Raw genomic sequence first — 23571 nt, 5'->3', positions numbered from 1 at the left:
GCGGGCTGGTCCGGTCGGCGCCGGACGCGGATCTTCCAACGATTTAGTGGTATCCGGTTCGCTTTGAGTTCGCGCGTGTCCGTACCCTTCTCCGCGTGAGTGAGCAGCCGAAGCAAAACCTCGTGACCAGCGAAGAAGACCTGCCAGAGCAGATGCGCGTGCGCCGGGAGAAGCGTGCTCGGCTGCTCGCTTCCGGCAAGGAGCCCTATCCCGTCGAAGTCGCGCGCACGCACACGTTGCGCGAGATTCGCGACGCCCACCCCGATCTCGAACCCGACACCCAGACCGGTCAGCAGGTCGGCGTCACCGGCCGCGTGATGTTCCTGCGCAACACCGGAAAGCTGTGCTTCGCGACGTTGCGCGAAGGCGACGGCACCGAACTCCAGGCGATGCTGAGCCTCGCCGGTGTGGGTGAAGAAGCGCTTTCCGAGTGGAAGTCCGACGTCGACCTCGGCGACCACGTTTTCGTGCGCGGCGAGGTCATCAGCTCGCGCCGCGGTGAGCTTTCCGTGATGGCCGACGCGTGGCAGCTGACGTCGAAGTCGCTGCGCCCGTTGCCGGTCGCCCACAAGGAACTCGGCGAGGAAACCCGCATTCGCCAGCGATACGTCGACCTGATCCTGCGGCCGACCGCTCGCGACACTGTTCGGACCCGTGCGAACGTCGTTCGTTCTCTGCGCGAGTCGTTCCACCGGCGCGGATTCCTCGAAGTCGAGACGCCGATGTTGCAGACGCTGCAGGGAGGTGCCAGCGCGCGGCCGTTCATCACGCACTCGAACGCGCTCGACATCGACCTGTTCCTGCGCATCGCGCCGGAGCTGTACTTGAAGCGCTGCGTCGTCGGCGGCATCGAGAAGGTCTTCGAGATCAACCGCAACTTCCGCAACGAGGGTGTTGACTCGTCGCATTCGCCCGAGTTTTCGATGCTCGAGTACTACGAGGCGTACGCCACGTACGACTCGAACGCGGTACTGACGCGCGAGCTGATCCAGGAAGCGGCGGAAGCCGTGACCGGTTCTCAGGTCGTCACGTTGGCGGACGGCACCGAGTACGACCTCTCGGGTGAATGGACGACGCTCAGCATCTACGAGTCGTTGTCGGACGCGGTCGGTGAGGAAATCACCCCCGAGACGCCGGCCGAGACCCTGCGCAAGCTTTGCGACCGCCACGAACTCGAGGTCAACCCGAAGTTCGGCCACGGCAAGCTGGTCGAGGAGCTGTGGGAGCACCTGGTGTGCGACTCGCTCTACGCGCCCACGTTCGTGCGCGACTACCCGGTCGAGACGTCCCCCCTGACCAGGCAGCACCGCACCAAGCCGGGTGTCGCCGAAAAGTGGGACCTCTACGTCCGCGGATTCGAACTGGGAACGGGTTACTCCGAACTGGTCGACCCGGTGATCGAGCGGGAACGCCTCGAAGCGCAGGCGCGCCTTGCGGCCGCCGGTGACCACGAGGCGATGCCGATCGACGAAGACTTTCTGCGATCACTGGAGTACGGAATGCCACCGAGTGGTGGTGTCGGAATGGGTATCGATCGGCTGCTGATGGCCCTCACCGGTCTGGGTATCCGGGAGACCATCTTGTTCCCGCTCGTTCGCCCTGAATGAGTAACTTTCCGGATGTCGATAGGTGCAATGCGGCACCCGTGCGCTAACCTGCCTCGCAGAAGGCTTTAGTTGGCGACGCGGGTGACCGCGCATTCGGGGTCCAGGAGGATACGCATGGCGCAGAAGGTCACGGTGACCCTCGTCGACGATCTGGACGGTTCCACCGCTGAGGAGACCGTCGAGTTCGGTCTGGACGGTGTCAGCTACACGATCGACCTTTCCTCGGGCAATGCGGGCAAACTGCGGGACGCTCTTGCCGACTTCGTGGGAAGTGCGCGACGTGCCGGTGGCCGCAAGCGCGTCGGTCCGGGTCGTCCGGCCGGCGCCGTGAAGGCCCGTCCGGCGTCGGCGGATCGTGAGCAGAACCAGGCCATTCGCGAGTGGGCACGCAAGCAGGGCATGAAGGTGTCGGACCGCGGCCGCATCCCGGCCGAGGTGCTCGACGCGTACCACCAGCAGGGCTGAAATTCGGTAAAGCACGAAGGGGTTCCGAGGATGATTCCTCGGAACCCCTTCGTGTTATTTGGGTGACTGCTCAACCACTGTGGGCACAACGATGCGATCCAAACGAAATCGCGTTCTCTCTTGCTCCGGACCTTTTGGTTGAGCGAGCAACGTGTCCGCGGCCATTGTTCGGCGATCTTCCGCCGCTCGTTCCCCGCGGCTCGGTGTGATCAGGGCCAAAGCCCCGGACCTCGGTCTGCGCAGGTAGTTCGGTTAGGCTTACCTCTCCTGTGTGGACTGAGGAGGATGGGCCTTGGGTCGTAGGTCGTTGGGCCTGCTCTTCCTCCTGGTCGTGCTGGTCGCCGTCTGCCTGGCGAGCATCGCGATCGGGTCGAAGGAGATCCCGCTGTCCGGGGTGTGGCACGGTCTCTTCACGCCGACCGGTGCCGAGGACGACGTCGTGATCCGCGAGCTGCGGATCCCGCGGACGTTGATCGGCATCGCGGTGGGCGTCGCTCTCGGCGTCGGTGGCGCGCTCATGCAGGGCCACACGCGCAACCCGCTCGCGGACCCCGGCATCCTCGGCGTCACGCACGGCGCGGCGCTGGCGGTCGTGCTCTCGATCTTCCTGCTCGGCGTCAGCTCGCTGTACGGCTACATCTGGTTCGCGTTCGCCGGGGCGATGATCGCGAGCGTGGTGGTGTTCCTGCTCGGCTCTGCCGGGCGGGGCGGACCGTCGCCGGTGACGCTCGCGCTGGCGGGAGCCGCGGTGTCGGCGCTGATGAACGGCCTCGTGTCGGCCATCGTGCTGCTCGACCAGCAGTCGCTCGACGCGTTCCGCTTCTGGCAGGTCGGCGGCATCGCCGGCCGCGACCTGACGGTGCTGACCCAGGTGCTGCCGTTCCTGCTCGCCGGTCTCGGCCTGGCGGCGTTCAACGCGCCGGGCCTCAACGCCCTGTCGCTCGGCGAGGACGTGGCCAGGTCGCTCGGCGTGAAGGTCGGGGCGACGCGGTCGTTGGGCATCCTCGCGATCACGCTGCTGGTGGGCAGCGCCGTCGCGGCGTGCGGACCCATCGGGTTCATCGGGCTCGTGGTGCCGCACGTGGCGCGTGCGTTCACCGGCCCGGACTACCGCTGGCTGCTGCCGTTCTCGGCGCTCGTCGGCGCGATCCTGCTCCTGGTCGCCGACATCCTCGGCCGCGTGGTCGCCCGTCCGTCGGAAGTGGAGGTCGGCGTGATGATCGCGCTGTTCGGCGCGCCGTTCTTCATCTACCTCGTGCGTCGCAAGAAGCTGGTGAGGATTTGACCACCGCGAGGACGGCACTCAGGGTCGGCGCTGTCTCGTTCCGGCTGCGCCGCCGGCCGATGACGGTCGTGGCGGTCGCGCTGGTGCTGCTGGCCGCCGTCCTGGTCGTCGACATCATGGTCGGAGACTTCCCGCTGACCGCGGTGCAGGTCGTGGACACGCTGCTCGGCGGGGGCACCCGCCGCGACCAGTTCGTCGTGACGGAGCTGCGCCTGCCGCGCGCGCTGACCGGCCTGCTGGTCGGCGGCGCGCTGGGCCTGTCCGGCGCGATCTTCCAGGCGATCGTCCGCAACCCGCTGGCCTCGCCCGACATCCTGGGCGTGACCTGGGGCGCGGGCGCCGGCGCGGTCTCCGTGATCACCTTCTCCGGCTCGCTGGGCGTGGTGACCGGCACCGCCGCGTCCGTCGGCGTCCCGCTCGCCGGTCTCGCCGGAGGCCTGGTCGCGGGCCTGCTGGTCTACGCGCTGGCGTGGCGGCAGGGCATCGAGGGCTTCCGGATGGTGCTGGTCGGCATCGGCATCACCGCCGTGGCCGGCAACTTCACGCACTACCTGCTGACCGTCGGCGACGTGCAGGACGCGGGCAGGGCGATGGTGTGGATCGCCGGCTCCCTGAACGGCCGCGGCTGGGAACACGTCGTCCCGGTCGCGCTGGCCCTGGTCGTCCTCGTCCCGGTCGCCCTGGTCGGCGGTCACGTCCTCGGCGCCCTGCAGTTCGACGACCAGACCTCGCGGGGCCTCGGCATCCGCGTCAACGCGGCCCGCTCGCTGCTCATCGTCGTCGCGATCGTCCTGGCCTCCGTGGCCACCGCCGCGGCGGGCCCGATCGCGTTCGTCGCCCTGGCCACCCCGCAGATCGCCCTGCGCCTGGCCGGAACCGCCCAGCCCCCGCTCTTCGGCTCGGTGGTGGTCGGCGGCGTGCTGGTCATGCTGTCGGACCTGGTCGCGCGGACGATCTACCGCACCGAACTGCCCGTCGGCGTCGTGACCGCCGTGCTCGGTGCGCCCTACCTGATGTACCTGTTGGTTCGGAGCCGCCGGGAGGCGCGGATATGAGTGTGCGTCTCGAAGCGTCGTCGCTGTCCATCGGCTACGGGGAGCGGCTGGTCGTCGACAGCCTGGACCTGTCGGTCATCGGCGGCACCGTGACCGCCGTGATCGGGCCGAACGGCTGCGGCAAGTCGACCCTGCTGAAGGCCCTGGGGCGGTTGCTGCCCGCCCGGTCCGGGGCGGTGCTGCTCGACGGCAAGCAGATCGACCGGATGGCCACCAGGGACGTCGCCCGCGTGCTCGGGATGCTGCCCCAGGCCCCGTCCGCTCCCGAAGGGCTGACCGTCGCCGATCTGGTGGCGCGGGGACGGCACCCGCACCAGGCCTGGTACCGGCAGTGGTCCTCCGACGACGCGGCTGCCGTCGATGCCGCGCTGGAGATGACCGGGATCTCCGACCTGGCCGACCGGACCGTGGACGAGCTGTCCGGCGGACAGCGGCAGCGGGCCTGGATCTCGATGGCTCTCGCGCAGGGCACGGACCTGCTGCTGCTGGACGAGCCCACCACCTACCTGGACCTCGCTCATCAGATCGATGTGCTGGACCTGGTGCAGGAGCTGCACGCCTCCATGGGGCGGACGATCGTGATGGTGCTGCACGACCTGAACCTCGCGGCCCGGTACGCGGATCACATCGTCGCCATGCGGGGTGGGCGGATCGTTGCCCAGGGGGCGCCCGGGGAGGTGCTGACCGAGCGGATGCTGCTGGACGTGTTCGGGTTGGATGCACGGGTCGTGGAGGATCCGGTGGCCGGTACTCCGCTGGTTGTTCCCGTGGGGTCTCGGCATCGGTTGCCGTAGGCGTTTTCGGCTGGTGGTTGCGTTGCGTGCGGCCTGGTCGCTTCGGGTGCTTCCCCTGGGGGCTCTGCCCCCAGACCCCCGGCAATCTGATCGGGGGCCTGCGCCGTTGGTGGGTTGATGGCACGCCTGTTTGTGTTGGGCGGCTGCCGGTTGCGTTCGTTGTGGGGTGGGGCCGGTGGGGTGTCCCGTCACGAGTCGCACCAGGAGCTGGCCACATGCCTGGAGGGGTGTCAACTCGACGAAGAGCGTGTCGAGTTGACACCCCTCCAGGCATGCAGCGAGGGCTGTGGCGCGACTCGTGACGGGATACCCCACCGGCGAGGCCGCCTGAAAAGCCAAAAGCAAAAGCCAAGACGGCTCGCCTTCGGCTTCGCGTACGGCTCGGCTTCGCCTTCGCTTCGGCCTCGCGCTGGAGTGCTCCCCGGCCTTCGGCGTCGTGGTGTGAGGTTGCTTGCCCTGGGGCAAGGAAATCTGTCCCCGCAGGTTGTGACTGGTGGCCGTTGGTTCGAGACTGGCGGCGGGCAACAGTGGCGAACCAGGTCGGGGTGGGTGTGGGCGCGGTCAAGGAAGCCGTCGGGCGTGGGCTGACGCGGTGGCGTGCGGCTGCTTTGCCGATCGTCCAATGTGCTCTGTCCGCCGGGCTGGCCTGGACGGTGGCCACTGCGCTCATCGGGCATGCGCACCCCTTCTTCGCGCCCATTGCCGCTGTTGTCTGCCTCGGGGTGTCGTTGGGGCAGCGGTTGAGGCGTGTCGGTGAGCTCGTCGTGGGTGTTTCGGTTGGCGTCGGGGTGGGGGACGCGCTGATCGGGTGGATCGGCAGTGGGCCCTGGCAGATCGCGTTGGTCGTGGCGCTGGCGATGTCGACGGCCGTGTTGCTGGACGGTGGGACGGTCATCGCGTTGCAGGCAGGGTCGTCCGCCGTGCTCGTGGCGACGTTGTTGCCGCCCAGTGCCGGTGGTGGGTTCGACCGGATGATCGACGCGTTGACCGGGGGGCTCGTCGGGCTCGCCGTGGCGGCGCTCATCCCCGCCAACCCGATCACGGTGGCGCAGCGGCAGCTCAAGGTGTTGACGAGCACGTTGAGCGGTGCGTTGAGGAATCTCGCTGCGGCGCTGGACGAGAAGGACGCGGTCAAGGCGGCCGGGGTGCTGGCCGAGTTGCGGACCAGTCAGACGACGATCGACGACTACAAGTCCGCGTTGCAGACCGGGAGCGAGATCGCGAAGATCGCGCCCATCCGGTGGCGGTCCAAGGACGAGCTGAGCCGGTACCAGACCGCCGCGGGGCCCGTGGACTACGCGATCCGCAACACGCGGGTGCTGGCTCGGCGGACGATGGCGGCGTTGAAGGCCGATGAGCGGATTCCGGACGGGGTGCCGCAGGTGCTCGTGGACTACGCGGACGCCGTGGACTGCCTGAAGGGCGAGCTGGAGAAGGGCAGGGAGCCGAAGGCGACCCGGGAGGCCGTGCGGGACGCCGCGCGGGAGCTGACCGCGCGGCGTCTCGGCGGGGACGGGTTCTCGTCCAAGGTCGTGCTGGCGCAGATCCGCAGTGTCGCGGTGGACCTGCTGCAGGCGACGGGGCTCAGCCGGGGTGAGGCGATGGAGGCGTTGCCGCCCCTCAGCCCTCCGGGCGGTGCAGAAGCCCGTGCAGAAGGGAGTGCACCGGCTCGTGATCACGAGGATCGGCCAGGACGCACGAAGCGCCCGTGATGGCGTACCACTCCTCCGCGCCCTCGTAGCGGACCAGTGCGCGCAGCTTCCCGTCGTCGGAGAGGTCCGTGCACAGCTCCAGGTCTCCGGTGACGACGCCGACCTCGTCGGTCATCACGCCACCGGGGCCCGCCACGAAGAGCGTGGAGAGGGACGCCATCAGCACCTTCCGAGCATGCCCGTCAGTTCGGTCTTCTCCGCCGAGTTCACGCTGAGGTTCCAGCGGTACTTGGTGTGTACCCACATCTTGGCGTAGGTGCACCAGTACGACGACAGCGGCGGCTTCCAGGTGGCCGGGGTCTGGTCGCCCTTGGCCTGGTTCACGTTGTCCGTCACGGCGATGAGCTGCGGGCCGGACATGTCGTTGGCGAACGCCTGGCGCTGGGCGGTGGTCCAGGAGGCCGCCCCCGAACGCCAGGCCGCGGCCAGCGGCACGATGTGGTCGATGTCCACATCGGACGCCGCGGACCAGGTGGCGCCGTCGTAGGGCGAGTACCAGCGGCCCGACGTGGCGGCGCAGCTCGAGTCCGTCACGACGTTGGTGCCGTCGCGCTTCAGCACGGCCTCGCGGGTGTTGCAGGTGCCCGACTGGGTGATCCAGTGGGGGAACTTGTCGCGGGAGTAGCCCGTCATCGAGCCGTCGGCGCGCACCGTCAGGCCGGCCAGCTCCGACTTGGCGGTGGCAGCGGTGGGGATGTTCGGCGGTGTCGCGAGCGCAGGGGTAACGGAACCGAAGGTGATGGCCGCGGCGGCAACCAGGACACCCAGGATTCGGTTGACTTTTGACATCGTCCCGACCTTCCTCGTGGAAAGTGATCGGGACCACCCTTGGTCACAATCTGAAATTAGGCAATGCCTTCGAGTGACGCTCAGATGAATGACAGGCGCACGGCTAGACGCCTCGGACGAGCCTCAGGTCCTCGGTGTGGCGGTACCAGGTCCACTTGTCGACCGGCCTCGGGTGCTTGTGGCCGTCGAGGACGGCGGTCGTGGGGAGGCAGCCGAGCTGGAACGCCCGCGGCCGGCTCTCGCTCACCTTCGAGCCGAACAGGCGCTTGTTGATGATCCTGATCGTCAGGCCGAGGCCGCCCTCCGTGTCGGGCGTGCACTCGATCCGGGACGCCTGCCCGCGCAGCACGTTGTCCGCGTCGCTGTAACCAACGCCACGAACCGGTGACAACACGCCGAGGCCCATCAGCACGCCGCCGACGTCGTCGCGGACCAGCGGCACGGGGTCGACGTCACCGTTGAGGGCGACGTCGAGAGCCCGGCCGGGGTCGGTCGACAGGCCCCAGAGCGCCGCGACGGCGGACTCGCCGACCGGGACGTAACCGAGGGCCACCGAGCCGAGCTTCTCCTTGCGCAGCAACCGCAACGCGACCGCCGCGAGGTCGGCGTCGGTGCCCGCGACGACGAGCCGTTCGGCGTCCAGGTGGGCGTCGACGTGGTCCTTGCCGGGACGCGCCGGGACGGTGTGGACGTCGTCACGTTGAGCGATCATCGGCAACTGCGTGTTTCCGCAGGCCAACACGATTCCGCGCACGGTCATCTCCTGGTCTACCCTCACTTACCGGCATTCGCTCGAACCAGTCCAAGCGCTTGGAGTTTCACATGCCGGCCGTCGTGCTGATCGGTGCCCAGTGGGGCGATGAGGGCAAGGGCAAGGCCACCGACATCCTCGGTGAGCGTGTCCAGTGGATCGTCCGCTACCAGGGCGGCAACAACGCGGGTCACACCGTGGTCCTCCCGGACGGCCAGAAGTTCGCCCTCCACCTGATCCCCTCCGGCATCCTCACGCCCGGTGTGAAGAACGTGATCGGCAACGGTGTCGTCGTCGACCCCGGCGTGCTGCTCACCGAGCTCGCGGGCCTGGAGGAGAAGGGCGTCGACACCAGCGGCCTGCTGATCTCGTCGGACGCGCACTTGATCATGCCGTACCACGTGGCCATCGACAAGGTGACCGAGCGCTACCTGGGCAAGGCGAAGATCGGCACGACCGGGCGCGGTATCGGGCCCGCCTACCAGGACAAGCTCGCCCGCGTCGGCGTCCGCGTGCAGGACCTGCTGGACGAGAAGATCCTGCGCCAGAAGGTCGAGGCGGCCCTGGACTTCAAGAACCAGGTGCTGGTCAAGGTCTACAACCGCAAGGCGCTCGACGCCGACCAGGTCGTCGACCAGGTGCTGGAGCACGGCCAGCACTTCGTGCACCGCATCGCCGACACCCGCCTGCTGCTCAACGAGGCGCTCGACCGCGGCGAGATCGTCGTGCTGGAGGGCTCGCAGGGCACCCTGCTCGACGTCGACCACGGCACCTACCCGTTCGTCACGTCGTCGAACCCGACCTCGGGTGGCGCGACCGTCGGCTCGGGCGTCGGCCCGACCCGCATCAGCACCGTGATCGGCATCCTGAAGGCCTACACGACCCGCGTCGGCTCCGGTCCCTTCCCGACGGAGCTCGACGACGACATGGGCGAGTACCTGCGCAAGCAGGGCGGCGAGTTCGGCGTCACCACCGGCCGCAGCCGCCGCACCGGCTGGTTCGACGCCGTGATCGCCCGCTACGCCAGCCGCGTCAACGGCATCACCGACTACTTCCTCACCAAGCTCGACGTGCTGTCCGGGCTGGAGAAGGTGCCGGTCTGCGTCGCGTACGAAGTGGACGGACGCCGCGTCGACGAGATGCCGATGACGCAGACCGACGTGCACCACGCCGTCCCGGTCTACGAGGAGCTGCCGGGCTGGTTCGAGGACATCTCGCACTGCCGCTCGTTCGACGAGCTGCCCGCGAACGCCAAGGCGTACGTCGAGTACCTGGAGGGCATCATCGGCGCCCGCGTCTCGGCGATCGGCGTCGGCCCCGGCCGCGACCAGACGATCGTGCGCCACGACGTGCTCAGCTGAGAGCTCGCTCCTGGGCGTCGAGCAGCGCCGTCTGCGTGCGTTGCAGCTGCTCGATGCCCTTGAGGAACTCCTTCGTCATCGAGCCGTCGTCCGGACCTCCGTCGCGGAAGACGACGAGGCACGAGCGGGCGCCGTTCTCCAGCGCCCGCAACCCCTCCGACCAGCTCGTGGCGATCTGCGCGTCCGGCGGCTGCGGGAACTCCTCCCGCAGCACCGGGCCGAGCGCCTGGCACCCGGTCGCGATCGCGGCCGGGTCCGCCGCCCGCACGCCGGCGAACACCTGGTCGTTGGCCTTGATCACGGTGGTCAGCCGCTCCCAGCCGCCGCCGTACATCCACGTGTTCACAGCCTCGTCGGTGTTCACCCGCGCCTCCGCGGGCGCCGGCGGCTGCAACGCCACCACGTCCTGGTCCCCGGCCGGTTGCCACACCGACACCGCCACGCCCAGGGCAGCGACCGCGACCGCCCAGACGGGCCGTGAGCGCTCGTAACCCCTCCGCAGGCCGTAACCACCCGCGAGCAGTGCCGCGACCGTTCCGAGGACCGGCAGGACCTGGTGCGGGCGCATCGCGAGCACGCTGTCCACTTCGGACCCGTCGAGGCGGGTGAGCCAGATGGCCGCCGTCCCGGTCAGCCCGATGAGCCACGCCGTCAGCAACGCGCCCACCCGGTCCACGCGTGCCGCCGCCACCACGACGAGCTGCACGCCGACGACCGCGATGACCTGCCAAGCCGTGGCGGTGAGGGGCGTCCCGGCCGAGCCGAGCAACGCCACCGCCCCGGCCGCGAGCAGACCGCCGACGCCCCCGGCCAGTGCGGCGGTCCGGGGGAACTCCCGGCGCAGCACCAGCGGCACGAGCCACAGCAGGCCGAGCGCCGCCACCGTCAGCACGCGGTTGAAGTTCAGCAGGAACGGGAGCACCACGGCCTTCGTCACGGTGCCGTCGAGCGTGTCCAGCACCGGCGCGATGTTGTCGCGCCACACCGCGTGCGCCACGCGGACCTCGTAGAACCAGCCCAGCAACGTGTAGGCGACGACCACCGCCGACAGCCCGAGGAGCCAGGCGTGCCACCGGGTTCGCACGAGCGTCGCGCAGTGCCCCGCCCAGACCGTCACGAGGGTCGCGGTGGCCGCCAGCGCGAGCGAGGCGATGACGCGGTGCGGCGTGACGGGGAGGATGTTCTGCGCGTCCAGCACGTCGCCGAGCGCCAAGCCGAGGCCCACGGCCAGACCGGGCAGCGCGAACGTGCCGCGCCGCGGGCCGAAGGCCGCACCGCGCCAGGCGACCAGGCAGACGAGCACGGCCACCGGCACCGCCCAGGCGATCCTCATGACCAGGAACGACTCGTTGCCCTCGCGGTACCAGGTCAGCTCGCGCAGGCCACCGACCGCGTGCCACCACGCGATCTGCACGGCGAGCGCACTGCCGAGCGTCTCGAAGAAGCCGGGCCGCAGCAACGACCCCGGGTCGCGCATGACGGCGAGACGGCCGGCCGGCGCCGGGTGGTGCCCGAACCAGCGCCGCAGCCTTCCCGCGGGCAGCAGCACCCGGTACGGGTCCGCGTTGCCGGTCCAGCGCACCACCAGCGCGTCGGCGTGCTTCTCCCGTGCCCGCAGCACGGCGACGCGGGCGGCGAACACCAGCAGCACGAGCACGGCCAGGTGCCAGAGCTGGGTGAAGGTGACGTAGTCCTTCGGAAGCGGCGCGAACAGCGTGACCACGTACGGCGTCAGCACCACGAGGACGAAGGCGCGCCAGGTCGCCAGCGTGGCGTAGGTGATCGTGACGTCGTTGCGGACGTGCGCCAGCTCGTGCAGGACGATCGCGCGGAACGACTCGGGTTCCATGCGCCGCAACGCCATCATGCCGAGGTTCAGCGCCACGTACTTGCGGCGGTGCGTGCCGAACGCGACGCCGCCGGTGCGGGTGTTCGTCCGGTCGAGCAGGAACGTCGGCGCCTTCGCGAGACCGGCCTCCGCGACCAGCGCGGCGAGCGGCTCGACCAGCTCCTCGGGAACGGGGGCCAGGTTCCTGCGGTAGCGCAACACCACCGGCCGCAGCGCGTAGATGAGCAGAGCCACGGCGAAGAGCAGCACCAGCCCGCCCGCGAGCCAGACGGCCCTGCTGTTCAGGAACGTCGCCATGCACTCCCGATAACTGTCCCACTTGGACTCGTCGGGATCGACCCACAGGGTCGAGGTCAGGTAGAGCCCTGACCGCACCTGGCACCGCGCGAAGTCGAGCGTGGTCGGCGACCGCCACACCGACGCGTACAGGCCGAAGATCTGCAACGTCGTCGCGACCGCCAGCAGCACCAGCGACGCGAACCTCAGCGTGGTGCCCGAAGGCACCCTTGGTCTGTCCCCCTCTTGCATGCCTGCATGGTGATCGTTGCGGCCGTCCCTGTCACTCAGCCGTTGGCGGGAAATATCTCCGTGCGGAGAACATCTCGCTGTGCGACGCATTTTCATGATTTGGGCGTCGTTGACTCGTCTCGCGGGCTCGCCTGTACTTCCGCCCATGACCTCGTCCACGGCGGAAGTGGCCGCACGGCCGAAATCCGCGACGCCTGTGCCGGCGCGGAAGTTGAGGCTGCCGCTGCGCTGGATCGCTGGTTCTGCTGTGGCAACTGGCCAGCTCAACGGGTGTTCTCCCGCCCGACGAACTCGCGTCTCCGCTCACCGTCGCAGGAACCGCCGGTGAGCTGATCGCCGACGGCCAATTGGGTGAAGCATTCGCGGTGTCCATCACGCGCGTGTTCTTCGGATTCCTGATAGGCAGTTTCACCGGGATTGCCCTGGGCCTTGTCTCGGGCCTTTCCCGGTGGGGTGAGACAGTGCTCGACCCGCCGGTGCAGATGCTGCGGACACTGCCGCACCTCGGCCTGATCCCGTTGTTCATCCTGTGGTTCGGCATCGGTGAGGAACCCGAGCCGGCGCTCGTCGCGGCCGGTGTGGCGTTCCCGCTCTACCTCAACCTGCACGCGGGCATCCGGCAGACCGATCCGGGCCTGGTCGAGGCCGCCCGCGTGCTCGGGTACAGCCGCTTCGAACGGGTCGTGCACGTCGTGCTGCCGTCCGCGGTGCCGCAAACCCTGATGGGACTGCGGATCGCGCTCGGCACCGCGTGCTCACCGCCGCCGGACTGCTGAACGACTTCCCGCACAGGCTCGAGTGGTCCACGTTCACCTCCGGCCCGCCGCTGGACGCGGCCCTGCCGGTGGCCGCCGCACGGGCCGACGTCTACCTGACCTGGGGCGAGCCGCCGGCCGACGTGGCCGGGAAGATCGCGCGGGTGCGGGCGCTGACGGACCGGCCCATCCGGTTCGGCATCCGGCTGCACACGATCAGCCGGGACACCTCGGCGGAGGCGTGGGCGGTGGCCGCGAAGCTGCTCGACGCGCTGGACCCGGCCGCGGTGGCCAAGGCCCAGGAACAGCTGGGCGCGTCGGAATCCGTTGGTCAGCAACGGATGCTGGCCCTGCACGGCGGCGACCTCAGCCGTGGCGTGCGCGGGCTGGAGATCCACCCGAACCTGTGGGCGGGCGTCGGGCTCGTGCGCGGGGGTGCCGGAACGGCGCTGGTGGGCTCGCACGCCGAGGTCGCCGACCTGATCGAGCAGTTCGTGCTCTCCGGCTACTCGCACTTGGAGGAGGCGTACTGGTTCGGTGAGGGCGTGCGGCCCCTGCTGAAGCAACGCGGGTTGCTCGACGGGGACCGCACGCTCGCACTCGCTACCGCTTGACCTTGGCCTCGACGGCCGTGTCGGGGTTGTCCGCGAACACGCCGTCGACGCCCTGCGCGAAGAACAGCTCGTACTCCTCGAAGGCCCGGCCGTACGCGGCCGGGTCGGTCGAGGACCGGAAGTCCGCGGGCAGGAACGAGTTCTCGTTGCGGAACGTCCAGGCGTGCACGGTCAAACCGGTCCTGTGCGCGTCCTTGACCACCGTGGTCGGCGCCTTCAGAAAGCCGTTGGCGTCCCGCGGGACGATGACGTCCTTGGCGAGGCCGACGCCGTCCGCGTACGACCTGATCTCGCGCAGACCGGCCGGGGTGACCAGGTCGGCGTAGGTGCGCTTGTCGCCGGCCTTCACGAAGTCGTACGGCGCGCCGGAGGCGTTGACCAGCTGCACGATCGGCACGCGCAGCGACCTGTTGAGCTCCTTGAGGTTCGCGACCTCGAACGACTGCACGTAGACCTTGGCGCCGCGGCGGTTGAGGCCGTTGCGGTTCAGCACGTCGACGAGCTTCGGCTCCAGCGCGAGACCGATCGACTGGAAGTACGTCGGGTGCTTGGTCTCCGGGTAGATGCCGATCTCGCGGCGCAGCTCGCGCGACAGGCGCTTCGACAGGTCGACGACCTCCTGCAGCGTCGGCACCTCGAAACGGCCGTCGTAGAGGGTGTTGCGCGGGCGGATCGCCGGGATGCGTTCCTTGGCGCGCAACGTCTTCAGCTCGGCGAGCGTGAAGTCCTCGGTGAACCAGCCCGTGACGGCCGCGCCGTCGATCGTTTTGGTCTTCCTGCGGTCGGCGAACTCGGGCTTGGTGTCGACGTTCGTCGTGCCCCCGATCTCGTTCTCGTGCCGGGCGACCAGCTCGCCGTCCCTGGTGGGCACCAGGTCCGGCTCGATGAAGTCGGCACCCATGCGCGCGGCTAGCTCGTACGCCGCGAGCGTGTGCTCGGGCCGGTACGCCGACGCGCCGCGGTGCCCGATGACGATCGGGCCCTTGTCGTCGTGTGCCGACGCGGAGGGCAGGGACGCCACCACCGCACCCGCGAAGACGAGTACTACAGCGGCCAGACCTCTCCGATGCATCGTTCGACCTCCCATTCCGTGTTGGAAGCGCACCCAAGCATCGCAACACGAAAAGCAGGTGAACGGTTACTCACGGGACAGTGCGGCTTCTTCCAGGTCCAGCTCGCGCAACACCCGGAACAGCACCTCGTCGTCGATCTCCCCGGCGTCGCGGGCCCTGACGAACTCGTCACGTTCGGCGCCGAGCATGACCCGGCGCAGCCTGCGGTACGCGGCCGCCGGGCTCTCCTGCTCCTGGCGCCCGAGCCGTTCCCAGGCCGCGTTGCCCCGGTGCTCGGCGAGGGAACGCAGCTGGTCGCGCACGTGGTCGGGGACGTCCTCGGTCTCCTGGTCGAGCCTCGTGACCGCGGCCTGCGCCGCCCGGTGCTGCACCTGCGCCTCGGCCAGGGCGTCCTGGCGCGCGTCGTCGCCCTCGAAGCCGATCTTGTTGATGACCCACGGCAGCGTCAGGCCCTGCAACAGCAGGGTCGCGACCGTGACCACGAACGCGCAGAACAGGATGACGTCACGGCCGGGGACGTTCTCCGGGATCGCGGCCGCCGCGGCCAGCGTCACGACACCGCGCATGCCGGCCCACGCGATCACCGTCACCTGCCCGAGGTGCGGTGGCCGTTCGCGCTCGCGCAACCGCCTCGACAGGTACCTGGGGACGTACGTGGCCGGGTACATCCAGGCGAACCGGGCCAGGATCGTCGCGAGCAGCACCGCGCCCGCACCGAGCAGCAGGGCGGCGTCCAGGTCGACGTCGCGGATGATCGCGGACACCTGCAGGCCGATCAGCGCGAAGACGAACGCCTCCAGCAACGCGTCCAGCGCCTTCCACACCGCGGCGTCCTGCAGCCGCGTCGAGTACTTGCCGCGCGGCGAGTGGTGGCCGATGTAGAGGCCCGCGACGACGACCGCGAGCACGCCCGAGACGTGCGCGGCCTCCTCGGCGAGCAGATACGCGCCGAACGGCACGAGCAGCCCCAGCGCGCTCTCCAGCACGCCCTCGCAGAGCCGCTTGCGCAGGAACCTGACCACGACGCCGACGACCAGCCCGACCGCGATGCCACCCGCGGTGACCAGGAGGAACAGGCCGACGCCCTCGACGGGGTGCATGGCGGCGCCCGCCGCGGCCGCCACCGCGACCTTGAACGCCGTCAGCGCGGTGGCGTCGTTGATCAGGCTCTCGCCGACCAGCAACGTCATCGCCCGGCGCTGCAGGCCGAGCTTGCGCCCGATCGCCACCGCCGCCACGGCGTCCGGCGGCGCCACCACGGCACCCAGCACCAGCGCGGCCGCGAACGGCATCTCCGGGAAGACCAGCTTGGCCGTGACGCCGACGACGAGCGTCGTGAACAGCACCAGCCCGACCGCGAGCAGGCCGATGGGCCGCAGGTTCGCGCGGATGTTCAGGTAGGAGCTGTCGAGCGCCGCGCTGTAGAGCAGCGGCGGCAGCACCACCAGCAGGATGAGGTGCGGGTCCAGCTCGAACTCCGGCACGCCCGGTAGGAACGAGACCACGAGCCCGACCGCCACCAGCACCAGCGGCGCCGACCAGTTCAGGCGCCGTGCGACGGACGTGACGACCAGCGCACCGAGCAACAGCAGCAGCAGTTCAGGCCCGATCATGCCGCTCATTCTGCGCAACGGCGGCAGCACTGTCCTGCGCGTGCCGTGTGGACGGTCGCCGGGACTCTTTGCAGTTCCTTTGGAATGATCCTCTACGCCTGTGACCGGCCCCACAGTACGGTCGGTCCGTGGCCAACCCGGACCTCGCCCGCATCGTCGCGGAGCACGACGAGGAGATGCCGTCGCGTTCGCTCTCACCCCGGTGGGAACGGGCGCTGTGGATCGCCGGTCTGCTGATCGCGCTTCTCGTGTTGAAGCAGGTGTTCTTCCCGTTCGCCAAGGGAAGCCAGTACTACCTGATCATCTTTCTCGCGGTGACGCTGCCGCTGGTGTTCCTGGCCTACGGCAAGGGGCACACGCCTCCCTGGTGGGACTGGGCGCTGGCCGGGCTCGCGTTCCTGGCGGGCGCCTACCCGCTGTTCGGGGGCTACGACGAGTTCCTGAACCGGCAGGGCCAGCTCACGACGCTCGACGTCCTCGCGGGCTCGGTGCTGCTGGTGCTCGTCCTGGAGGCGTGCCGGCGCACGACCGGCTGGGTGCTCCCGGCGGTGTGCCTCGCGTTCATCGCCTACGCCTACTACGGCGGGTTCCTGCCGCCGGCGTGGTCGATCGCGCACTCCGGCGTCGACTTCCCGCAGATCATCAACGGCTTCTTCAACGACGCCAGCGGGTTCTACGGCACGCCGCTGGACGTCGCGGCGACCTACATCGTGCTGTTCACGATCTACGGCGCCGTGCTGAACGCGTCCGGTGCGGGCAAGTTCTTCGTCGACGTGAGCTTCGCGGCGTTCAGGAAGTCCCGGACGGCACCCGGACGCACCGCGGCGACGGCCGGGTTCCTGCTGGGCACGGTCTCGGGCTCGGGCACGGCGACCACGGTGTCGCTGGGCGCCGTGACGTGGCCGATGCTGCAGAAGGCCGGGTACCCCAAGGAGAACGCGGGCGGGCTGCTCGCGGCCTCCGGCATCGGCGCGATCCTGTCGCCGCCCACGCTGGGCGCGGCAGCGTTCATCATCGCCGAGTACCTGCAGGTCTCGTACCTGTCGGTGCTGATCTGGGCGATCATCCCGACGCTGCTGTACTACCTCGGCATCGCGCTCGCGGTCGAGGCCGACGCGCGGCGGTTCGGCGCGAAGCCGGTCGACGTGGACGCGCCCCGCTTCCTCGACGTGCTCAAGCTCGGCTGGTACCACTTCCTGTCGCTCGGGATCATCATCGTCTTCCTGGCGCTGGACATCCCGGTCTACCGGGCCGTCGTCTACGCGACCGCCGTGGCGGCGCTCTTCGCGCTGATCAACCACCGGCGTGACTGGCTGCGGCTGGTCGCCGACGCGCTGTCGACCGGGGTGCGCTCGGCGTTCCCCGTGATCGCGGTCTGCGCGGCGGCCGGTGTGATCACCTCGACCATCACCAAGACCGGCCTGGGGCAGGCGCTCGCCGGGTCGCTGGTCGACCTGGCGTCGCTGCTGTCGTCGTCCGAGGTCGTGGTCCTGATGCTGACGGCGGTGTTCGCGGCCGTCGCGGTGTCGGTGCTCGGCCTGGCCGTGCCCGTGACGGCGTCGTTCATCATCTCGTGGGTCGTCATCGGGCCGGCGTTGATCACGCTCGGCGTCGAACCGGCCGAGACCGCGATGTTCATCTTCTACTACGCGGTGCTGTCCGAGGTGACACCGCCGACGGCGCTGGCCGCGGTCGCCGCGGCGGCCCTGACCGGCGGCGACGTGATGAAGACGATGTGGCAGACGTGGAAGTACACGCTGCCGGCGTTCCTCGTGCCGCTGGCGTTCGTGCTGACCGACGCGGGCTCCGCCCTGCTGCTGCGCGGGCCGCTGCTCGACTCGGTGTGGGCGTTCGGGGCGTCCGCGCTGGGCGTCGCCGCGCTCGCCGTGCTGACCGGCGGCTGGTTGTTCGGTCCCGCGCGCTGGCCGGAACGCGCGCTGTGCGTGCCGGCCGCGTTGTTCCTGCTCTACCTGCAGCCGTGGACGATCGCCATCGGGGCCGGGTTCCTCGTGGTGGCCGTCGCGGTACACCTGGTCACCCGTGGGAGGGTTCGTGATGCAGCTGCGTAAGTACGCGATCGGTGCGATCGCATTGGCGCTGGTGGTCTCCGGGTGTGGCGGCAAACGCACACCCACCACACCGGACGCCTCCGGTGGCGGAGCGTCCTGCGAGGCGTCCGACGGGCGGATCACGATCGCGACCGGCAACTCCGGCGGCGTGTACTTCGTGGTCGGCGGTGGCCTGGCCAAGCTGATCAGCGACAACTCGAAGCTCAAGGCGTCGTCCGCGGAAACGGGCGCGTCCGTGCAGAACATCCAGCAGCTCGTCAGCGGCACGTACGACATCGCGTTCTCGCTGGCCGACACCGCCGCGGACGCCGTCAACGGCACCGGGGCGTTCAACGGGCAGAAGCAGAAGATCGCGGCGTTGTCGCGGATCTACCCGAACTACACGCAGGTGCTCGTCCGGGCGGACTCCGGCATCAACTCCGTGGCCGACATGAAGGGCAAGCGGATCTCGACCGGCTCGCCCAAGTCCGGCACCGAGGTCATCGCGGGACGCCTGCTCAAGTCGGCCGGGCTGAACATCGACACCGACGTGCAGGCGCAGCGCCTCGACCTCACCAAGACCGCGGACGGCATGAAGGACGGCAGCATCGACGGCCTCATCTGGTCGGGCGGCCTGCCGACGCCGCAGATCACCGACATCACCACGTCCCTGAAGGACAGGGTGAAGTTCCTCGACATCACCCCGCAGCTGCCGGAGATGAAGAAGATCAGCCCGGTGTACGACACCGCGCCGATCCCGGCCGCGACCTACGGCGTGGCCGAGGTTCCCACGATCGTGGTACCGAACCTGCTGCTCGTGCGCGAGGACTTCGCGGCCAACAACGCGTGCGCGGTGACCAAGCTGATCTTCGACAAGAAGGCTGACCTGGAGAAGGTCCACCCGGCCGTGAAGGACGTCGACAGGGCCAAGGCCGCCTCCTCCGACCCCGTCCCGCTGCACCCTGGGGCGAAGCAGGCGCTCGGCTGAACTACGCTCAGGCATCGTGCGCGTCCTGGTCATCGGGTCTGGAGCCCGTGAGCATGCCCTTGTCCTCGCGTTGTCACGCGACCCGCAGCTGACTGCTTTGGCGTGCGCGCCGGGCAACGCGGGTATCGCGGGACACGCCGAGATCTACGGCGTCGACGTCGCGGATGCCTCGGCGGTCGCCACCCTCGCGAAGGAGTGGAAGGCCGACCTCGTCGTCATCGGCCCCGAACAACCCCTGGTCGTCGGGGCCGCTGACGCGGTCCGCGCTCTCGGCATCCCGTGCTTCGGCCCGTCCAAGGCCGCCGCCTGCATCGAGGGGTCCAAGGCGTTCGCCAAGGACGTCATGAACGCCGCGGGGGTGCCGACCGCCCACAGCGAGGTCGTGGACAACCCGGCGCGCCTCGACGCCGCCCTGGCGCGCTTCGGCCCGACCTGGGTCGTGAAGGACGACGGCCTGGCCGCCGGCAAGGGCGTCGTGGTGACGTCCGACCTGGCCGCCGCCCGCGCGCACGCGATGACGCTGCTCGACGGCGGTCACCCGGTGCTGCTGGAGTCCTTCCTGGACGGACCCGAGGTGTCGCTGTTCTGCGTCACCGACGGCGTGTCCGTGGTGCCGCTGATCCCCGCGCAGGACTTCAAGCGCGTCGGCGACGGCGACGCGGGCCCGAACACCGGTGGCATGGGCGCCTACGCGCCGCTGCCGTGGGCTCCCGACGGGCTCGTCGAGGAGATCGTCTCCCGGTGCGTCCAGCCCGTCGTCGACGAGCTGCGCGCCCGCGAGACGCCGTTCGTCGGCCTGCTGTACGCGGGCCTGGCGCTGACGTCGTCCGGCGTGCAGGTCATCGAGTTCAACTGCCGCTTCGGCGACCCGGAGACGCAGTCCGTCCTGGCCCTGCTGAAGTCGCCGATCTCCGCGCTGTTCCTCGCCGCCGCCAACGGCACGCTCTCCGAGCTGCCCGCCCTGGAGTGGGAGAACGGCTACGCCGTGACCGTCGTGGTGGCCGCCGAGGGCTACCCGAACCGGCCGCGCACCGGTGACGTGATCACCGGCTCCGAGGCCGAGGGCGTCCTGCACGCCGGCACGCGCCGCCGCGAGGACGGCGCCGTCGTCTCGTCCGGTGGCCGCGTGCTGTCGGTCGTGGGCACCGGCAAGTCGCTGGCGAAGGCCCGCGAGCGCGCCTACAAGCGCGTCGCGGAGATCCACCTCACCGGCTCGCACCACCGCTCGGACATCGCCTCGAAGGCCGTCGACGGGAAGATCACGCTGCCATGAGCCTGCTGGGGTGCGTGCTGGGCGGGGCCGTCGGCGACGGCCTCGGAGCGCCGGTCGAGTTCTCGTCGATCGACGTGATCCGCCGCCAGCACGGTCCCCGAGGCGTCGTCGACCTGCCCTCGCTGGAGATCACCGACGACACCCAGATGGTGCTGTTCACCCTCGAAGGCCTCCTGCTCGCCCGGCAGCACGGCGTCGACCCGCTGCTGACCGTGCGGGCCGCCTACGGGCGCTGGCTGCACACGCAGGGCGGCCCGGAGGTCGCTCCCGACGGCTGGCTCGTGGCGGACCGGCGCCTGCACTTGAGGCGGGCGCCGGGCCACACGTGCATCACCGCGTTGAAGCACAACGAGAAGAACGACTCGAAGGGCTGCGGCGGCGTCATGCGCGCCGCCCCCGTCGCCGTCTGGTCGCAAGACGTGCGCGAGGTCTTCGAACTGGCCGTGGGCACGGCCCGCATGACGCACCACCACCCGAGCGGCTACCTGTCCGCAGGCGCCCTGGCGGTGATCGTGCAGGCCCTTCTCGCCGGTGCGGACCTGCCGTCGGCCGTCGCCGTCGCGCGTGCCGAACTGGTCCGCTGGGAAGGCCACGAGGAGCAGACCTCGTTGCTGGACAAGGTGATGGGCCTCGGGCCGTTGACGCCGGAGGAGATCGAGTCCGAACTCGGCGGCGGCTGGGTGGGCGAGGAGGCCCTCGCCATCGGCCTGCACGCCGCGCTGGTCGCGCCGGACTTCCCCTCGGCGATCCGCCTCGCCGTGAACCACTCGGGTGACAGCGACTCGACGGGTTCCATCTGCGGGAACATCCTGGGAGCGAGGGACGGCGTCGCCGTGGTCCCCGACTCCTGGCTTTCGGTCCTGGAACTGCGGGACGTGATGGAACGCCTCGTCCTCAGCTGGTGACGGGGATCCACAACTCCGCTTCGGCCCGTTCGCCGTCGATCCGCGTGTGCAGCATCGACGGCCCGTCGACGCTCTCGTAGCTGTTGGACGGGAACCACTGCGTGTAGACGTCCCGCCACAGGTACTGGATGGTCTCGGGATAAGGCCCCTCGGCCTTGAACACCGCCCACGTGTGCTTCGGCACCGTGAGCGACTCCAGGTCCTCCGGCACCTCCCGGCTGCTCACCACCCCCTGGAAGTAGCCGAGCATCGAACCCTCCTCGACCCCCTCCTGGTCGTAGGTGAGCGCCAGCATCCCGGCCGGCTCCCCGTCACCCAGCTCCTTGATCCGCTCCAGCGCCGGCATCCCGATGCCCTTGACGAACTCGACGATCGCGGGGTTCATCCCCACGTGCACCAGCGGCACCCGCGTCCCCCGCCCCACGACCTGGAACGCGTCCTTCTCGACGATCCGGTACTCCATGCTCGTACTCCCCTCGACAACCAGCCTGAACGTGAGAACCTGCTGCGACTGCAACGCCTTCTTCGTGACCCGGGCCTCCTGCGGCCCGATCCCGTGCATGGCCTTGAAGGCCCGCGCAAAGGCCTCGTTGGACCCGTAACCCCACCGGACGGCGATGTCGAGCAAGGAGTCCTGTCCACTGAGGACCTCACTCGCCGCCATGGTGAGCCGCCGGCGCCTGATGTACTCGCTGAGCGGAAGCCCCGCGAGCGCACTGAACATCCGCCGGAAGTGGTATTCACTCGTTCCCGCGATCCGCGCGAGCCCCTTGACGTCGACCTCCCGCCCGAGGTCCTCCTCGATGCGGGCCATGGCCTCGTTGAGTCGTTCCAGCACGTCCCCAACGCTATGGGCCTCCGCGCACCCTCACCCGACTTCTCGTGCCCGATCCGGTCGCCTGGGCCTCACCAGCACCATTCCGGTTTCCACGCGGAGTGACGTGGAACCGACGAAGGGTGGTCTTCGTCCAACTACAGGTGCGTCTTACGTGGGCGTTGGTAGCCTGCGAAGCGGGACCGAACCGTTACCAACCGTACGGGGGTAGGACGTCGTGACACAGGAGAACGCGGGGGCGGATGCCGTTCTCGGTGCCGCTGCGGGAGTGGCCGGTGGCGCGATCGCCGGTGCGGTCACCGCGCTGAGGGCGGCCAACTCGGTCATGGACAGGGTGTCGGACAACCTGGCGGGCGGAGGCACGCAGAAGTTCGAGGTCAACAAGGACAACATCCTCCAGGCGGGCAAGATCATCCAGGACCAGGCGAGCGTGCTGAGCCGTGCGCTCGAGCGCGCCACCGAGAACCTGAAGATCAAGGCCGGCGAGGGGGCCGAGGGCAAGGTCGGAGCGGACATCGCCGCTGCCTGGAACAGCCGTCTGGTCGGTGGCTCCGACACTTATGCGGGGCGTGTCGACAGTTATGTCGCCAGCCTCGACGCGTTGTCCTCGCAATTGCGCGAGGCCGCCAAGCAGTACGGGTTCACCGAGGATGAGATCACTTCGACGTTCGGAAAGCAGCTGTGAGCAGGACTTCCACCGGTCTCGTTTCCGCGGCCGTTCTTCTCGCGGCCCTTTCGGCGTGCGGGACCGACGTCGCGGGCAAACCCACCGCGACGGGAACGCCCACCTCGACCTCGCAGCAGCAGGGGTCCGCCCCTCAGCGTCCCGCGGAGCTCAAGGTCGACGGCGTCGACGCGTGCAAACTGCTCACCGCGGCTCAGATGGCGGAGGTCAAGGTCGCGACGACCGTTCCTGACCAGTTCGAATCCGTCGACGACAAGAAGCAGCCCGGCTGTTTCTACGAGAACGGGAACAACTACAGCTACATCGTTCTCCCCGCTACCAACAAGGGCATCGACTACTGGCTCGAAGGCAGCGGCAACGTGGCGGCGAAACTGGTCGACGTCACCGGGTACGGCGCGGCCGAGATCACGTTCATCGGCGCCGAAAAGGTCGACTGCGCGGTCGCCGTCGACGTCGCGGAAGGCCAGCAGCTCTACGTGAGCTACAAGCCGCGCGTGAAGAAGGACGAGTCGCAGCAGCAGCTGTGTGCCAACGCGAAAAAAGCCGCTTCGCTGGCGCTCGAGACTCTCAAGACGCTGAAGTGAGG

21 protein-coding genes and 1 pseudogene are annotated in these 23571 nt (G+C 69.4%); 15 read left to right on the top strand and 7 right to left on the bottom strand.

Going from position 1 to position 23571, the window contains the following annotated elements:
* Positions 1 to 152 precede the first annotated feature (152 nt).
* From lysS to L6E10_RS19100, 6 genes are all read left to right on the top strand, one after another.
* Positions 153 to 1607 carry a lysine--tRNA ligase gene (lysS, locus tag L6E10_RS19125; RefSeq protein ID WP_236221127.1) on the top strand — a complete coding sequence of 485 codons (1455 nt, stop codon included), beginning with the start codon at positions 153 to 155 and terminating at the stop codon, positions 1605 to 1607.
* 114 nt (positions 1608 to 1721) lie between these two features.
* Positions 1722 to 2072 (top strand): Lsr2 family protein, encoded by a 351-nt coding sequence (locus L6E10_RS19120; RefSeq protein ID WP_090097541.1) that lies wholly within the window; start codon positions 1722 to 1724, stop codon positions 2070 to 2072.
* A 292-nt stretch (positions 2073 to 2364) separates the two neighbouring features.
* A complete protein-coding gene (locus L6E10_RS19115) occupies positions 2365 to 3357 on the top strand; it encodes an iron ABC transporter permease (protein ID WP_236220840.1) in 993 nt (330 codons plus the stop codon).
* Entirely contained in the window at positions 3354 to 4412 is a 1059-nt protein-coding gene (locus L6E10_RS19110) for an iron chelate uptake ABC transporter family permease subunit (protein ID WP_308102822.1), read from the top strand. Before L6E10_RS19115 ends, L6E10_RS19110 begins: the two co-directional genes overlap by 4 nt.
* Positions 4409 to 5206: an ABC transporter ATP-binding protein gene (locus L6E10_RS19105; RefSeq protein WP_236220839.1), complete on the top strand. Its 798-nt coding sequence runs from the start codon at positions 4409 to 4411 to the stop codon at positions 5204 to 5206. The genes L6E10_RS19110 and L6E10_RS19105 overlap by 4 nt, the downstream gene beginning before the upstream one ends.
* Positions 5207 to 5733: 527 nt before the next feature.
* Positions 5734 to 6918 carry an FUSC family protein gene (locus L6E10_RS19100; RefSeq protein WP_308102821.1) on the top strand — a complete coding sequence of 395 codons (1185 nt, stop codon included), beginning with the start codon at positions 5734 to 5736 and terminating at the stop codon, positions 6916 to 6918.
* Here the strand turns inward: L6E10_RS19100 and L6E10_RS19095 are convergent.
* The 3 genes from L6E10_RS19095 to L6E10_RS19085 form a co-directional block, all read right to left on the bottom strand.
* Positions 6827 to 7078 (bottom strand): hypothetical protein, encoded by a 252-nt coding sequence (locus L6E10_RS19095; RefSeq protein WP_236221124.1) that lies wholly within the window; start codon positions 7076 to 7078, stop codon positions 6827 to 6829. The genes L6E10_RS19100 and L6E10_RS19095 overlap by 92 nt on opposite strands.
* Positions 7078 to 7707 carry an HNH endonuclease family protein gene (locus L6E10_RS19090; RefSeq protein ID WP_236220838.1) on the bottom strand — a complete coding sequence of 210 codons (630 nt, stop codon included), beginning with the start codon at positions 7705 to 7707 and terminating at the stop codon, positions 7078 to 7080. The genes L6E10_RS19095 and L6E10_RS19090 overlap by 1 nt, the downstream gene beginning before the upstream one ends.
* Before the next feature lie 103 nt (positions 7708 to 7810).
* On the bottom strand, positions 7811 to 8419 hold the full coding sequence (locus tag L6E10_RS19085; protein WP_236220837.1) for a hypothetical protein: 609 nt from the start codon (positions 8417 to 8419) through the stop codon (positions 7811 to 7813).
* Between the two features lie 110 nt (positions 8420 to 8529).
* Here L6E10_RS19085 and L6E10_RS19080 point away from each other — a divergent pair, with 110 nt between their 5' ends.
* Positions 8530 to 9819 carry an adenylosuccinate synthase gene (locus tag L6E10_RS19080; RefSeq protein ID WP_236220836.1) on the top strand — a complete coding sequence of 430 codons (1290 nt, stop codon included), beginning with the start codon at positions 8530 to 8532 and terminating at the stop codon, positions 9817 to 9819.
* Here the strand turns inward: L6E10_RS19080 and L6E10_RS19075 are convergent.
* Positions 9812 to 12196, bottom strand: a complete 2385-nt coding sequence (locus L6E10_RS19075; RefSeq protein WP_236220835.1) for a M48 family metalloprotease — start codon at positions 12194 to 12196, stop codon at positions 9812 to 9814. The two genes, L6E10_RS19080 and L6E10_RS19075, sit on opposite strands and share 8 nt — an antisense overlap.
* Before the next feature lie 461 nt (positions 12197 to 12657).
* Between L6E10_RS19075 and L6E10_RS40865 the strand changes: the two genes are divergently transcribed.
* Positions 12658 to 12972: an ABC transporter permease subunit gene (locus L6E10_RS40865; protein WP_308102819.1), complete on the top strand. Its 315-nt coding sequence runs from the start codon at positions 12658 to 12660 to the stop codon at positions 12970 to 12972.
* A gap of 56 nt (positions 12973 to 13028) precedes the next feature.
* A pseudogene (locus L6E10_RS19065) lies at positions 13029 to 13565 on the top strand (LLM class flavin-dependent oxidoreductase); the annotation flags it as partial.
* Here the strand turns inward: L6E10_RS19065 and L6E10_RS19060 are convergent.
* Positions 13555 to 14637, bottom strand: coding sequence for a glycerophosphodiester phosphodiesterase (locus L6E10_RS19060; protein ID WP_236220834.1), 1083 nt, complete (start codon positions 14635 to 14637; stop codon positions 13555 to 13557). The pseudogene L6E10_RS19065 and the gene L6E10_RS19060 sit on opposite strands and share 11 nt — an antisense overlap.
* Before the next feature lie 66 nt (positions 14638 to 14703).
* On the bottom strand, positions 14704 to 16251 hold the full coding sequence (locus L6E10_RS19055; protein ID WP_236220833.1) for a Na+/H+ antiporter: 1548 nt from the start codon (positions 16249 to 16251) through the stop codon (positions 14704 to 14706).
* A gap of 176 nt (positions 16252 to 16427) precedes the next feature.
* Here L6E10_RS19055 and L6E10_RS19050 point away from each other — a divergent pair, with 176 nt between their 5' ends.
* Genes L6E10_RS19050 through L6E10_RS19035 form a run of 4 tightly spaced genes read left to right on the top strand, consistent with a single transcriptional unit; the run spans position 16428 to position 21465 of the window.
* Positions 16428 to 18320, top strand: coding sequence for a TRAP transporter fused permease subunit (locus tag L6E10_RS19050; RefSeq protein ID WP_236221123.1), 1893 nt, complete (start codon positions 16428 to 16430; stop codon positions 18318 to 18320).
* Positions 18307 to 19287 (top strand): TAXI family TRAP transporter solute-binding subunit, encoded by a 981-nt coding sequence (locus tag L6E10_RS19045; protein WP_236220832.1) that lies wholly within the window; start codon positions 18307 to 18309, stop codon positions 19285 to 19287. The genes L6E10_RS19050 and L6E10_RS19045 overlap by 14 nt, the downstream gene beginning before the upstream one ends.
* 16 nt (positions 19288 to 19303) lie before the next feature.
* Complete coding sequence (purD, locus tag L6E10_RS19040) at positions 19304 to 20560, top strand: phosphoribosylamine--glycine ligase (protein ID WP_236220831.1); 1257 nt, start codon at positions 19304 to 19306, stop codon at positions 20558 to 20560.
* Positions 20557 to 21465 (top strand): ADP-ribosylglycohydrolase family protein, encoded by a 909-nt coding sequence (locus L6E10_RS19035; protein ID WP_236220830.1) that lies wholly within the window; start codon positions 20557 to 20559, stop codon positions 21463 to 21465. Before purD ends, L6E10_RS19035 begins: the two co-directional genes overlap by 4 nt.
* On the opposite strand, the gene L6E10_RS19030 is transcribed toward L6E10_RS19035, so the two are convergent.
* Positions 21455 to 22303 (bottom strand): AraC family transcriptional regulator, encoded by an 849-nt coding sequence (locus tag L6E10_RS19030; protein WP_236220829.1) that lies wholly within the window; start codon positions 22301 to 22303, stop codon positions 21455 to 21457. The two genes, L6E10_RS19035 and L6E10_RS19030, sit on opposite strands and share 11 nt — an antisense overlap.
* Before the next feature lie 214 nt (positions 22304 to 22517).
* On the opposite strand from L6E10_RS19030, the gene L6E10_RS19025 reads away from it, so the two are divergent.
* Positions 22518 to 22985 carry a hypothetical protein gene (locus tag L6E10_RS19025; RefSeq protein ID WP_236220828.1) on the top strand — a complete coding sequence of 156 codons (468 nt, stop codon included), beginning with the start codon at positions 22518 to 22520 and terminating at the stop codon, positions 22983 to 22985.
* A complete protein-coding gene (locus L6E10_RS19020; protein WP_236220827.1) occupies positions 22982 to 23569 on the top strand; it encodes a DUF3558 domain-containing protein in 588 nt (195 codons plus the stop codon). Before L6E10_RS19025 ends, L6E10_RS19020 begins: the two co-directional genes overlap by 4 nt.
* The last annotated feature ends 2 nt before the right edge of the window (positions 23570 to 23571 follow it).

It is taken from the genome of Lentzea sp. CC55 (genome assembly GCF_021056325.1).
Taxonomy (GTDB): Bacteria; Actinomycetota; Actinomycetes; order Mycobacteriales; family Pseudonocardiaceae; genus Lentzea; species Lentzea jiangxiensis.
Note: the sequence above shows the minus strand (reverse complement) of the source record. Positions and strands in the feature narration are given on the sequence as shown.